This is a genomic window from Aeromonas bivalvium (assembly GCF_046078285.1).
GTDB classification, from domain to species: domain Bacteria; phylum Pseudomonadota; class Gammaproteobacteria; order Enterobacterales; family Aeromonadaceae; genus Aeromonas; species Aeromonas bivalvium.
Genome location: NZ_JBGXBV010000002.1, coordinates 171088 through 184292, shown reverse-complemented (window position 1 = coordinate 184292; position 13205 = coordinate 171088). Strand labels below are relative to the sequence as shown.

General features: G+C 62.9%; 9 protein-coding genes. 6 read left to right on the top strand and 3 right to left on the bottom strand.

The features are described 5' to 3' along the window. Positions 1-87: 87 nt before the first annotated feature. Positions 88-849: a fimbria/pilus periplasmic chaperone gene (locus ACEUCR_RS08000; RefSeq protein WP_084205247.1), complete on the bottom strand. Its 762-nt coding sequence runs from the start codon at positions 847-849 to the stop codon at positions 88-90. A 10-nt stretch (positions 850-859) separates the two neighbouring features. Beyond that, on the bottom strand, positions 860-1405 hold the full coding sequence (locus ACEUCR_RS07995; RefSeq protein WP_041993048.1) for a fimbrial protein: 546 nt from the start codon (positions 1403-1405) through the stop codon (positions 860-862). A 266-nt stretch (positions 1406-1671) separates the two neighbouring features. Here ACEUCR_RS07995 and ACEUCR_RS07990 point away from each other — a divergent pair, with 266 nt between their 5' ends. After that, positions 1672-2499: a peptidoglycan DD-metalloendopeptidase family protein gene (locus tag ACEUCR_RS07990; RefSeq protein WP_408789324.1), complete on the top strand. Its 828-nt coding sequence runs from the start codon at positions 1672-1674 to the stop codon at positions 2497-2499. A gap of 72 nt (positions 2500-2571) precedes the next feature. Here ACEUCR_RS07990 and ACEUCR_RS07985 read toward each other — a convergent pair whose 3' ends face one another. Continuing rightward, positions 2572-3915, bottom strand: coding sequence for an MATE family efflux transporter (locus ACEUCR_RS07985; protein WP_111874043.1), 1344 nt, complete (start codon positions 3913-3915; stop codon positions 2572-2574). Positions 3916-4068: 153 nt separating this feature from the next. Between ACEUCR_RS07985 and mscM the strand changes: the two genes are divergently transcribed. From mscM to ACEUCR_RS07960, 5 genes are all read left to right on the top strand, one after another. After that, positions 4069-7335, top strand: a complete 3267-nt coding sequence (gene mscM, locus ACEUCR_RS07980; protein WP_408789321.1) for a miniconductance mechanosensitive channel MscM — start codon at positions 4069-4071, stop codon at positions 7333-7335. 128 nt (positions 7336-7463) lie between these two features. Next, entirely contained in the window at positions 7464-8222 is a 759-nt protein-coding gene (locus ACEUCR_RS07975) for a glycerophosphodiester phosphodiesterase (protein WP_408789318.1), read from the top strand. 69 nt (positions 8223-8291) lie between these two features. Next, a complete protein-coding gene (locus tag ACEUCR_RS07970) occupies positions 8292-10169 on the top strand; it encodes a methyl-accepting chemotaxis protein (protein ID WP_408789315.1) in 1878 nt (625 codons plus the stop codon). Positions 10170-10692: 523 nt separating this feature from the next. Next, entirely contained in the window at positions 10693-12477 is a 1785-nt protein-coding gene (frdA, locus tag ACEUCR_RS07965) for a fumarate reductase (quinol) flavoprotein subunit (protein ID WP_041993030.1), read from the top strand. Then, positions 12470-13204, top strand: a complete 735-nt coding sequence (locus tag ACEUCR_RS07960) for a succinate dehydrogenase/fumarate reductase iron-sulfur subunit (RefSeq protein WP_041993027.1) — start codon at positions 12470-12472, stop codon at positions 13202-13204. The genes frdA and ACEUCR_RS07960 overlap by 8 nt, the downstream gene beginning before the upstream one ends. Position 13205 lies beyond the last annotated feature (1 nt).

The window sequence follows — 13205 nt, the reverse complement described above, 5'->3', positions numbered from 1 at the left end:
AGCAAGCTCACGGACTGTCAGGGCTCACCTCCTTCCTGAGACGAACAAGGGCCGGATACGGGCCTGAAAACGCCGATCCCTTACGCGTCAGTTGAACGAAAACCGGCCCATCTCCCGGGCACCGTAGTCATTGAGCCAGTAGAAGGTCACCGCCTTGGCCTTCACGGCACCCCGCAACTGTTCCAGCGGAAAATCGAAGCTGCCCCCCGGCGCCACCATGCCGCCGCTGCGGTTGCTGAACGTCCTGGCCTGGGCTGTCTGCAACTGGAGATTGCTGATGCTGACGTGAAAACGGCCCGGATTGCTGGCCCGCAGCACATAGCCCTCGGCCCGCGGCACCAGCTGCCAGCGCAAGCCATTGGCCGACTGCTGGATATCACCGGGCAACCCCTGAGGACGGTAGAACAGCTTGATCCGGGAGCGAAAGGCGAGCTGCACCAGGTTCTGACCCGCCATGGCCGCCTTGGCACTGGGGGGCACCTCCAGCACATTGAGCCAGAGCACGGACTCCTTGTCCCTCGGCAGGCCCTGCCCCACGTAGGCGACGCGAAGGGATTGGCCCCGCTGCGCCTCGATGCGGGTGATGGGAGGGGTGATGAGAAAGGGCAGCTTGTCGGCCCCAGGCCGGATCCGGCGATCGCCGGCATCCATCCAGACCTGCACCAGCGCCGGCGCCATGCCCTTGTTGGTCAGCTCCAGCGTCACCTCACGGGCCGTGGCGGGGTAGATGACCCGGGTGCCGGATATCTGGACCTGAGCCCAGGCCAGCATGGGGAGCAGGGCCAGGGTGCACATCAGCAGACGACCACACCACCTGACGCCCAGGGTCTGACTCGCCAGCGGGATCATGGGAAGTCACTCAGTGATAGTCGAGGGAGTAGATGAGATCCGCCGACACCAGACCGGCTCCCACAGTCCCGGTGGCGATGTAGCGGGCGCTGTAATAGAGAGTGGCATCACCGGTGGCGCTGAAGTCGACCAGCACATCATTGCCCGTGTTGTCCCTCAGATCGATGGCCGTGCTGTTGGCCGACAGGATCTGCACCTCGACATTGGCTGCTGGGTTCTTGCCGCCGGATGCCACCGCCTTGTTGCTCAGGTTCCCGGTACTCTGCTCCACCCCTATGTTCTCGAAGTAGGCGCGCACCGAACCCGTGGTGGGGCAGCTGGTGAGATCCAGTTTGAAGCCCGTGGTGCCGGCGGTCTGTCCGAGACCGGAGAGGGCATTGGTGCTGACGGTGGGCAGGGTCACGAACGCCGACGAGTTGCCACCGTTGACCGAGATGTCACAGGTGCCAGCGGTGACTTCGCCCGTGATGGTGATGGTGCCGTTGAACGCCAGGGCGGCGCCCGACATCAGCAGACCGCTTGCGATGCCAATCGTTACTAGGGGGGTCATTTTCATCACAGCCTCCAGCAAAGCCGTTGGAGTAGAGGCGCCTGGTGTGCGGTGGCTGAACCGCGGCTCACCCGGTACAGGGTCATTTAGCGCCCGAACATTACTGACATATAAGTAAATAGCACACAGCCATGAAACCCGCTTGCGTCGCCTGAAAATGACGCAAGCCGCCATGGCGACTCCTCCGGGTCTGCCCTGCCGACGACCTGCGCCAGACAGCCGGATGACAATGTGGCATCATCGCCCCCTCAATGACCCATGCCGGAGCCCCCATGCGCCTCTTGTTCTCTGTGTGCCTGCTGCTGTGCAGCGCCAGCCTCCATGCCGAAACCGGCTTCATCAGCCGCCTGCTCAACCAGCCGGTTCCCGGCGGCGTCGCCGTCATTCCCCTCGACGAGGGGAGTCAATCCCCCGCCCCCCGCTATCAAGACAAGCCGGTGCTGGTGGTCAAGGAGGAGGGGAGACAGTGGGTCGCCATCGTCGGCATTCCGCTCAAGAGCAAACTTGGGGAACACCGGCTCGTCCTGGCCGATGGCCGCACCCTCACCTTCAACGTCGCCGACAGGCACTACCGCGAGCAGCACATCAAGCTCAAGAACAAGCGCCAGGTCAATCCCGATCCGGACGATCTCGCCCGGATCCAGCGCGAGCTGGCGGAGCAGACCCAGGCCTATCAGACCTTCAGCGCCACCCAGCCAAGCAACTTGCTGTTCGACAAGCCGGTGCAGGGCCCGCTCTCCAGCCCGTTCGGCCTGCGCCGCTTCTTCAATGGCGAGGAGCGCAACCCCCACTCCGGCCTCGACTTCGCGGTCGGCGCCGGCACCCCCATCAAGTCCCCCGCCGCCGGCAAGGTGATCCTCGTGGGCAACTACTTCTTCAACGGCAATACGGTATTCGTCGATCACGGCCAGGGGCTCATCAGCATGTTTTGCCACCTGTCGAAGGTCGATGTGACGCCGGGTCAGAGCCTGCCACGCGGCGGCATCGTCGGCCGGGTCGGCTCGACCGGCCGCGCCACCGGCCCCCACCTGCACTGGAACGTCAGCCTCAACGATGCCCGCGTCGATCCCGCCATCTTTATCGGCGCCTTCAAGCCCTGAACGGGGCATCAAAACCAGGAGGGCAGCCCATCGGCTGCCCTCCTGCTATTCCTCATGGGATGAGTTCCCCTGTCAGGACAGTGCCGCCGTGCCATGGCGAGCCGACTCCTGCCTCATGGCCCACACCATGATGATCACCAGCAGGGTGCTGCTGGTGGGCAGCGCCAGCCAGACCCCGGCCACCCCCCACAGGGAGGAGAAGGCCCACAGGAAACCGCCAATCAGTACCAGCTTGCCCCCGGTGAGCAGGGAGGCGATGCGGGCCCGGTTGATGGCCTGGAAATAGACAGCCCCTACCAGCAGCAAGCCCTCCATGGGCAGGCCCCAGAAGTAGAGCCAGATGCCGAGGCTGGCCACCGGCAAGAGGGCCGCGTTGTCACCGGCAAAGAGATAGACCACCCCCTCAGGCCAGAGGTAGAGCGGAATCATGCCGCACAGCGCCACCGCCAGGGTCACCCCCAACGCCAGGTTGCGCACCCGCAGCACCCGCTGCCAATTGCCCGCCCCGGCGTTGAAGCTGGCGATGGGCTGGATGCCCATGGCGATCCCCTCGAAGATGAGATAGAAGAAGGCCTCGCTGTAGCTGATGACGCCGTAGGCGGCCACGTGCAGGGAGCTGCCGACCGACAGCAGCGCCTTGTTGTGCAGCGCCAGCACCACCGACAGATAGAGGTACATCAGAAAGCTCGACGCCCCGAGTCGCACTGTTTCCCCCATCAGGCGCCAGTCCGGCATCAGGGTATCCCAGCGGATGCGCAACTGGCTGCGGGGGGTGAAGAAGTGCCACAGGCACAGGCCCCCGGTCACCGCCTGGGAGAGCATGGTGGCAATCGCCGCCCCCGCCAGTCCCCAGGGGATCAACGCCATCAGCAGGTAGTCGAGCAGCACGTTGAGCACGCCGCCCCCCACCAGGATCCAGGTGGTGAGGCCGGGTCGCCCGTCGTTGCGCAGCAGGGCGGTGAACGCCATTGAGAGCACGGCGAAGACCCCGAGCCAGGCGTACCACTGCAGGTAGGCAAACCCGGCGTCGAAGATGACCCCCTCGGCCCCCATCCAGATCAGCATCTCCCTTCCGTACCGGATGCCGATGAAGGCGAGCACGGCGGAGGCGACGAGCACCATCACCAGGGCGTTGCCGACGATGTGGCGCGCCTTGGCCTGCTCCCCCTTGCCCAGATAAAACGAGGCGAGGGACGAGGAACCCATGCCGATCAACGCCCCCACCGCATAGAGCACGGCGCAGATGGGGTAGGCCAGCATCATGCCCGCCAGACCGTCCTGGCCCAGGATATGGCCGACGAAGATGCCGTCTATGGTGACATAGACGCCGGTGACCAGCATGGCGGCCACCGTCGGGGTAACGTAACGCAGGAAAAGACGAGAGAGGGGGGCCGTGCCCAGATCGACAGTGGACATAAATTGCTCAAGGGAGGGGAACGGCCAGAATAATAGCCAAACAAGACCCGGATCACCCGTTATTTATGTTGCAGATCATTCATGTGGAAGGCTTTACCCACCCCAGCCCCTGCTTTAGGCTAAGGCGACTTCTCATGATCGGAAACGCGCCTCATGTTGCACCGCCTGCTCCCCCTGCTTTTCCTCTGCCTTCCCCTGCTCTCCCAGGCCGATGACGCCACCATCCAGATAGAGGAACTGCTCCAGAGCGTGCCCAAGGGTGAGACCCCGGAGAATCAGAAGCTGAGGGAGAGTTACCAGCAGGCGCTGCAATTTGCCCGGGATGCCGAACGCTATCGGGCCCAGGGCAAGGCCTACCAGCAGCTGATGATCGACTATCCCAAGGAGTCGGCCCGGCTCAAGGATGCCCTGCACAACTACCAGCCCGTCAACCGGGTGGCCCTCGCCAGCCTGAGCGAGGATGCCCTGCGCCAGGCGCTGGGGCTGAGCAGCAGCCGTCAGCTCAATCTGCGCAAGGAGCGCCAGGAGCTGCTCGACGGCCTCAATCAGCAGGAGATCACCGGCCAGGAGTTCCACCTGCGCATCGATGAGCTGCGCAAGCAGTTGCAGCAGACCCGGGCCCAGCTCGATCGCATGAGCTTCAGTGGCGAGTCGGATCGCCTGCACGAGGCCCAGCAGCTGATGACCCGTCTCAAGGAGCAGTCCCTGTCGGACAGGATCCAGATGCTGGAGCTGGAGCAGCTCTCCGCCCAGCAGCGCAGCGATCTCGCCAAGCTCAAGGTGCAGGGGCTCAACCTCGCCATCACGGACGAGGATGAGTGGCAAAACGCCCTCGTCAATCAGCAGAACCTGCTCAGGCGCAAGAACACGGAGCGGACCCTGGCCGAGAGCGAGCGCCTCCAGGCCCAGCTCACCGCCGACATGCCGCTGCTGCAAGAGCAGCAGCAACAGAACCAGACCCTCTCCATCCAGCTCGGCGCCCTGGAGGAGCGGATCGAGGGGGTGCAAGACGAGCAGCGGGATGTGGACAACAGCCTCTCCCACCTCAACGACCTGGTGAACTCGGTACGAGAGCAGCTGGAATGGCTGCAGATAAGCAACGCCTATGGCGAAAACCTGCGCAGCAAGCTGGCCGACCTGCCCGCCCTCTTCCCCCTCGACAAGCTCGAATCGGCCATAGTGCAGTCGCGCATCGCCAAGTACAGGTATGAGGGGGAGCAGGAGGAGCTCAAGGATCCGGCCAAGGTGCGGGATCAACTGCTCAAGGAGGAGGACAAGCTGGATCGCGCCCAGCTCACCGTGCTCGACAACCTGCTCAAGACCCGTCGCCTGCTGCTGACCCGGCTCAACGATGCCGCCGACACCCTGATCCAGGAGCAGACCCGGCTCAAGCTGCTCTATATCCGCCAGAACAGCAAGATAGACGAGATCCGCGAACTCAGTGCCAGTCACCTGTTCTGGCTGCCCGACGTGCCGCCACTGGCCCCGGCCGTCCTGCTCGGGGTACCGGCCGCCCTGGGGCTGGCCCTCGACCCCGCCAACTGGTGGCAGCTGCCCCTGGCCCTGTCCGAGGGGGGCGCCACCCGGCTCACCTTCACCGTGCTCGCCCTGCTGCTGCTGTTCGTGACCTGGATCCGGCTGGCCCGCCACCTGAGCCACTTCAGCCAGCAGATAGCCCCCAGGATCGGCAAGGTGACCCAGGACAAGTTCAGCCTCACCAGCCGTCTGCTGCTGCGCTCCCTGATGGCCGCCCTGCCCCTGCCCGCCATGGCGCTGCTGCTGCGCTATCAGCTGGAAGGGGCCTGGCAATATCCCTTCACCATCGCCATCGCCAAGGGGCTGGGGGAGATCTGGTTCCTGCTGCTGGCGCTGCTGCTGGTGCGTCATCTGACCCTGGAGAAGGGGATCCTCATCCACCACTTCGGCTGGAACGGCGCCCGGGTCGCCCGGGTCTGGGGCCAGTTTCGTACCCTGCTGCTGATCCTGATCCCCAGCTTCTTCGTGCAGGGCATGGCCGACAGCTACCAGGAACACGCCTTCTACGACACCCTGGGCCGACTCGCCTTCATTGTGGGGGCGCTCTGGCTGCTGCTGTTCTTCGTGCGCCTCAACCGGGAGCGCCTGCCGCTCACCTGGGGCCAGGCGGACATGAACAAGCCCCACCTGTTGCACCACTTCATCTGGAATGCCCTCATGCTCGCTCCCCTGGTGGCGGTGGTGGGCGCCCTGCTCGGCTACTTCTACACCTCCCGCACCCTGCTGCGCCAGCTGGAGGTCAGCCTGCTGATGGGGCTGGGCTGCCTGCTGGTCTACTACCTGGCGCGGCGCTGGATGCTGATCCAGCGCCGTCGCCTCGCCTTCGATCGCGCCAAGAGCCGGCGGGCAGAGATCCTGGCCCAGCGGGGACGCGAGGAGCAAGATGACCTCAGCTCGGAGATCCCGGACGTGGTGGAGGAGCAGGAGCTGGATCTGGACACCATCAGCGCCCAGTCACTTGGCCTCATCCGAACCCTGCTGATGCTGGGCTTCACCATGCTGCTGGTGGTGCAGTGGTCCGATCTCAACTCGGCCTTCAGCTTCCTCAGCAACATAGAGGTGTGGCAGGTGAGCAGCAAGGTGGCGGGGATAGAGCAGCTCTCGGCCATCACACTGCAGGATCTGATGCTGACCCTGTTCGTCTTCATCCTGACGGTGATGACGGCGCGCAACCTGCCTGGTCTGATGGAGCTGACCCTGCTCCAGCACCTCAGCCTCTCCCCCGGCACCGGCTTCGCCCTGACCACGGTCAGCAAGTACCTGGTGATCCTCATCGGCGCCCTCACCGGCTTCTCCATGCTCGGCATCGACTGGTCCAAGACCCAGTGGCTGGTGGCGGCGCTCTCGGTGGGGCTGGGCTTCGGGTTGCAGGAGATCTTCGCCAACTTCGTCTCCGGCCTCATCATACTGTTCGAGAAGCCGATCCGGCTCGGCGATACCGTCACCATTCGCGATCTGACCGGCACCGTCTCCAAGATCAAGACCCGGGCCACCACGATCGTGGACTGGGACAGGAAGGAGATCATAGTCCCCAACAAGGCCTTCATCACCGAGCAGTTCATCAACTGGTCCCTGTCCGATGCCATCACCCGGGTCAAGCTGCGCATCCGCATCGGCCTGACCCAGGATCCGAAACGGGTGCAGCAACTGCTGGAGCAGTGCGTGCAGGAATCCAGCCTGGTGCTGGATACCCCGACCCCTGAGGTGTTCCTGATCGAGTTCACCGATTCGGCCCTCATCTACGAGATCCGCCTCTACGTCAACAACATGGACCACAGGATGCCCATCACCCACGAGGTACACTCCGCCATCCTGGAGAAGCTCCATGCCCTGGGCATGCACCTGCCCCACCAGCAGATAGACATCAGGATGAGCCGAGGCTGAGCCAGCCCCAAAGAGCGACAAATCCGGCGCCGTGTCTCTACGTAGCGACACAGACAACAGGAGCCCATGATGCAGGGCTGGTAGAGTGCGACAAGCGCAGCGCCGTGCACCAACAACAGGAGCCAATCATGCAGATCATCGCCCACCGCGGGGCCAGTGGCCTGGCCCCGGAGAATACCCTCAAGGCCATCCGCCTCGCCCTGACCCTGGGGGCCCCCGCCATCGAGATCGACGTGCAGCAGGCCGATGGCGAGCTCTGGGTGTTCCACGACCGTCGCCTGGAGCGCTGCACCGACGGTCACGGGGTACTGACCCGGCAGAGCGCCGACTACCTGAGGGGCCTGGATGCCGGTGAGGGGGAGCCCATCCCGACCCTGTGGCAGGTGATGGCCGCCATCGCGGGACGCTGCGAGCTGCACATAGAGCTCAAGGGGAGCGACACGGCAGAGGGAGTGGCCATGCTGACCCGGCGGGCCGAGCGCGATCTCGGCTTCACCCCGGCCCACTGGCTGGTCTCTTCGTTCCACCACCCCGAGCTGGCCCGCTTCGGCCGGTTGCGCCCGGATGTCCGGCTCGGCGCCCTCATCGCCCACCGTCCCCTGGCGCTCTCCCCGCAAATCCAGGCCCTCGCCCCCTGGTCCCTCAACTGCGACCTCGACTTCGTTGATCAGGCCCTGGTGCACGAGATCCATGACCGCGGCCTCAAGATCCTGGTCTATACGGTCGATGATGTGGACGATGCCAGGCAGCTGGCCGAGTGGGGAGTCGATGGCATCTTCACCAATCATCCTGAGCAAATGCTCAAAGAAACCCAAATGGGTCAAAACGGCCCAGACCGCGAAAATAAAGGCTCGCAGGGGATAAAGAAGCCGGAAATCGGCCGATAACCTAGGGGACCAAAACAATAAAATACATCCCCATGACTAACGCAGACTGACGCTCACAAGGACGTAGATATGAACCTATCCATCAAGAACAAGCTGGTACTGGCCGTCGGCCTGATCATCCTGATCATCACAGGGCTGCAGGTCTGGTACAACACCACCCAGCTCAAGGGAGAAACCCAGCGCCTGGTCTGGAACATCATTGACGAGAGCTCCAGCTCCAACGTCAAGGGGATCTCCCGCTGGCTCGACTCGCGCATCGGCATGGTCACCTCCGCCAAGGAGGCCTTCACCGACCAGGATGCTCCCATCAGCCATCTGGCCCAGGCCATGAATGCGGGCAATTTCGATCTGGTCTATGCCGGCACCCAGGACGGCAAGATGATCCAGAGCAAGCCCACCGACCTGCCTGCCGGCTATGATCCGCGCCAGCGCCCCTGGTACAAGGCGGCCATCGCCGCCGGCAAGCTCATCGTCACCGAGCCCTATGCGGACATCACCACAGGCCAGCTCATCGTCACCATCGCCGAGCCCTTCAGCCGGGGCAACACCCAGGGAGTGATCGCCGGTGACGTCTCCATCGACAGCCTGGTGCGCGACATTCTGGCCATGAGCCAGGAGGGCACCTACGCCATGCTGGTGGACAAGAATGGCACCGTCATCGCCCACCCGGACAAGACGCTGGCCCTCAAGCCCGCCACCGAGCTCTCCCCCGAGCTGACGGCGGCCAGGATCAACGAGCTGGCCCATGACGGCATGATTTCCGACATGGTGATCGGCGGCAAGGCGAGCGTGTTCGACCTCACCGAGATCCCCAACTCCAGCTGGTATTTCGGCATAGTGGTGGACGAGGCGGTCGCCTACCAGTCCGTCTCCCGCATGGTGACTTCCACCCTGCTGCAAGGCCTGCTGACCATCCTGATCGTCGCGGGTTTCTCCTATCTGGCCATCAGCCGCGCCCTCTCCCCGTTGCAGATCCTGGGTGACGCCATCGCCGATCTCTCCCGCGGCAACGGCGATCTGACCCGCCGCATCAAGATCGAGCGGGAAGACGAGGTCGGGGCCGTGGCCAAGCACGTCAACACCTTCATCGAGCGCATCCACGTCATGGTGCAGGACATCTCCAACTCCTCCGGCCAGCTCAACCTGCAGGCCCGCTCCTCCCACGACATGGCGGAGAAATCGAGCCAGGGTCTGGCGCGCCAGCAGAACGAGATCTCCCAGATAGCCACTGCGGTGCACGAGATGTCCGCCACCGCGGTCGAGGTGGCCAGCAATGCCGAGCAGACCGCAGACGCGGCGCGCACCTCCTCCGAGAGCTGTGAACACGGCAAGCAGGTGATCGCCCGCAACCAGCGTTCCATCACGGATCTGGCGGGTCAGGTGGAGCAGGCCTCCAACATCATCCAGGAGCTGGAGAAGAACGCCCAGGAGATCAACACCATCCTCTCCACCATCCAGGGCATCGCCGAGCAGACCAACCTGCTGGCCCTCAACGCCGCCATCGAGGCCGCCCGGGCCGGCGAGCAGGGCCGCGGTTTTGCCGTGGTCGCCGACGAGGTGCGGGTACTCTCCCAGCGTACCCACAGCTCCACCGTCGAGATCCGCAACATGATAGAGACGCTGCAACGCAACACCCAGGGGGCGGTCAGCACCATGCACGAGGGGCAGCTGCTGGCCCAGAACAGCGTGGACGATGCCAGCAACGCCACCCTGGCCCTGGAGCAGATCACCGCCTCCATCAACCAGATCTCCGACATGGCAACCCAGATCTCCAGCGCCGCCGAGGAGCAGCGAGCCGTCACCGACGAGGTGAGCCGCAACATCCAGGCGGTGAAGGATGTCTCGGACGAACTGGCCGGGGATGCGGACAGCTCCCGCAACCTCTCTGCCCAGCTCAAGAACATCTCGGGCGAGCTGAGCAACCAGGTCGGCATGTTCCGCATCTGATCCCGGCATGGCGCTCGCCAGCCACCATGATAAAGGGGCCGCACGGCCCCTTTCTGCTATGGCCTCGCCATGGTCTCCCTTCCCCTCTCCCCCCAACTGGCTCGAAACAGGCATCCTCATATGAGGCATGTTCTGTTATAAAACAGTATGCTATCGCCGACTTCGAATTAGTTTTTTGAAGCCGATACCAGAGCGGCTCATCAGCGAATAATTCTTATTAAACAATTTTGATAAAAAACTTAAAAACTTTAGGGTTAATACCTAAAAAGAGAGGCATTTCTCATTTTGCCGACAGAAAACTTCGTACAATTCTGAGGTTAAAATAACCAAATCAAGGCGTGTGGCTGATCCTGATCACTGATGGATGGCGATAATTCTGGTGTTTTCATCCAAGGAATGGGGTGACTCTAATAAAAGTCACCATTGCCAAGCACTAAAACAGAGCAGTTTGACTTGCATCAAGCCTGAATTTTTTTGATAGAGCAAAATCGTGCCCAGCAAATCTATCCCTAAGGAGGCAGATGTGGATATTATCAAGACCGATGTCGCCATCATCGGTGCCGGTGGTGGTGGCCTGCGTGCCGCTATCGCCATAGCAGAAGCCCATCCCGACCTCGAGATCGCCCTGATCTCCAAGGTCTATCCGATGCGCAGCCATACCGTCGCCGCCGAAGGTGGCGCCGCCGGCGTCGTCCGTGACGACGACTCCCTCGAAAACCACTTCAACGACACCGTCTCCGGTGGCGACTGGTTGTGCGAGCAGGACGTAGTCGACTACTTCGTCGAAAACTGCACCAACGAGATGATCCAGCTGGAGCACTGGGGTTGCCCCTGGAGCCGCAAACCGGACGGCAAGGCCAACGTGCGCCGTTTCGGCGGCATGAAGATCCCCCGCACCTGGTTCGCCGCCGACAAATCCGGCTTCCACATCCTGCACACCCTGTTCCAGACCTCCATCAAGTACCCGAGCATCAAGCGCTTCGACGAGCACTTCTGTCTGGACCTCATCGTGGAAGAGGGCCGCGTCCAGGGCGTGTTGACCTTCGACATCCAGAACGGCATCACCCGCTTCATCCAGGCCAAGTCGGTGATCCTGGCCACCGGCGGCGCCGGTCGTGTCTATCGCTACAACACCAACGGCGGCATCGTCACCGGCGACGGCATGGCCCTGGCCTACCGTCACGGCGTGCCCCTGCGGGACATGGAGTTCGTCCAGTATCACCCGACCGGCCTGCCGGGCACCGGCATCCTGATGACAGAGGGCTGCCGTGGCGAAGGCGGCATCCTGGTCAACAAGGATGGCTACCGCTACCTGCAAGACTATGGTCTGGGCCCGGAGACCCCGGTCGGCGAAGCCAAGAACAAGTACATGGAGCTGGGTCCGCGCGATCGTCTCTCCCAGGCCTTCTGGCAGGAGCAGCAGAAGGGACGCACCATCCCAGGCCCCATGGGCGACGTGGTGCACCTCGACCTGCGCCACCTCGGCGAGAAGTACCTGAAAGAGCGCCTGCCCTTCATCTGCGAGCTGGCCAAGGCCTACGTGGGTGTGGATCCGGTGAAAGAACCCATCCCGGTCCGTCCGACCGCCCACTACACCATGGGTGGCATCGAGACCAACGGCCAGTGCGCCACCCGTATGCCGGGCCTCTATGCCCTGGGCGAGTGCGCCTCCGTCGGTCTGCACGGCGCCAACCGTCTGGGTTCCAACTCCCTGTCCGAGATAGTGGTGTTCGGCAAGGTGGCCGGTGAGCACGCCGGTGAATTTGCCAAGACCCAGCAGCATGGCAACACCCAGGCCCTGGCCGCCAAGGCCGAGGCGCTCATCAAGCAGCACCTCTCCCTGCTCGATATCGACGGCACCGAAAACCCGGCGGATATCCGCAACGAACTGGGTCTCTCCATGGAAGCCGGGGTCGGTATCTACCGCACCGAAGAGCTGATGCAGGGCACCATCGACAAGATCAACGAGCTGAAAGCCCGTTACAAGAAGATCAAGATCAACGACAAGTCCTCGGTCTTCAACACTGACCTGCTGTACGCCATCGAGCTGGGCTACATGCTGGACGTGGCGGAAGCCATGGCCCACTCCGCCATCAACCGCAAGGAGTCCCGCGGTTCCCACCAGCGGCTGGACGGGTTCGAGGAGCGTGACGACGTCAACTTCCTCAAGCACACCCTCTCCTTCTACAACCAGGAAGGCACCCCGACCATCGACTACTCGGATGTGAAGATCACAAAATCCCAACCGGCGAAACGTGTATACGGCTCCGAGGGTGAGAAACAAGACGAGGCTAAGAAGCATGGCTGAGATGATCGAAATTGAAATCCTGCGCTACCGTCCGGAGCAGGATAACGAGCCCTGGATGCAGACCTTCCAGGTGCCTTACCTCAAAGAGATGTCCCTGCTGGACGCCCTGCAGTACATCAAGGATCAGCTGGACTCCACCTTAAGCTTCCGCTGGTCCTGCCGGATGGCGATCTGCGGCTCCTGCGGCATGATGGTCAACGGCATTCCGAAGCTGGGTTGCAAGACCTTCCTGCGGGACTACCTGCCAGGCAAGATGACCATAGAGCCCCTCAACAACTTCCCCATCGAGCGCGATCTGGTGGTGGACATGTCCGATTTCATCGAGAAGCTGGAGAGCATCAAGCCCTACATCATCCCGTCTGAGCCGCGCAGCCTGTGTGACGGCGAGTACACCCAGACCCCGGCCGACATGGCGAAGTATCACCAGTTCTCCATGTGCATCAACTGCGGTCTGTGCTACGCCGCCTGCCCGCAATATGGCATCAACAAGAAGTTCACCGGCCCGGCGGCCCTGGCGCTGGCCTATCGCTACAACGCCGACAACCGCGACAGTGCGTCCAAGGAGCGGATGAAGATCATCAGCCAGGACGAGGGCGTCTGGGGTTGCACCTTCGTGGGCTACTGCTCCGAAGTGTGCCCTAAGGGCGTGGATCCGGCCGCCGCCATCCAGCTTGGCAAGGTCGAGAGCGCCAAGGACTACATGATCGCCATGTTCAAGCCGGATTGAG